This is a genomic window from Aminobacter sp. P4_D5 (assembly GCF_056401815.1).
In genome coordinates this window covers 1-532 of sequence record NZ_JBFUIP010001323.1, presented here as the reverse complement: position 1 = coordinate 532, position 532 = coordinate 1, and the positions used below count along the sequence as shown (strand labels likewise).

At 67.3% G+C, this 532-nt stretch carries 1 protein-coding gene and 1 pseudogene; both read left to right on the top strand.

The features are described 5' to 3' along the window. A pseudogene (locus tag AC1DWF_RS38185) lies at nucleotides 1-293 on the top strand (argininosuccinate synthase); the annotation flags it as partial. Between the two features lie 57 nt (nucleotides 294-350). Further along, a partial coding sequence (locus AC1DWF_RS38180) for an FMN-binding negative transcriptional regulator (RefSeq protein WP_476843599.1) occupies nucleotides 351-532 on the top strand: 182 nt, incomplete at its 3' end.

The following is a 532-nucleotide window of genomic DNA, read 5'->3' as shown; positions in this document are numbered from 1 at the left end:
ATGCGGAGGTCATCTACAACGGCTTCTGGTTCTCGCCGGAGCGGCGGATGCTGCAGGCGCTGATCGACACCTCGCAGGCCAGCGTCGAAGGCACGGTGCGGATGAAGCTCTACAAGGGCAACGTGATCGTGACGGGGCGCGAGTCGCCCAAGAGCCTCTACTCGATGAAGCACGTGACCTTCGACGAGGACCAGGGCGCCTACGACCAGTTCGACGCGCAGGGCTTCATCAAGCTCAACGCGCTGCGGCTGCGGCTGGGCGCGATGGCGGGACGCAAGGGCGGCGCGCTCTGATTTTGGCGCCGCTGGCGTGATGGACTAGGCTCGGCGAAGTTCCGCCGAGGTTGGTCCATGACGCTCTACACCCCCGCACTGTTCAGGGAGGAACGGCCCGAGGTCGTCCTCCGCGTGATGCAGGAGGCGCGCCTCTGCCTGCTGGTCAGCAACGGCCCGGGCGGCGTGCCCGACATCTCCCACATCCCGCTGCAGACCGACGGCAAGCGCGTCGTCGGCCATCTCGCGCGCGCCAATCC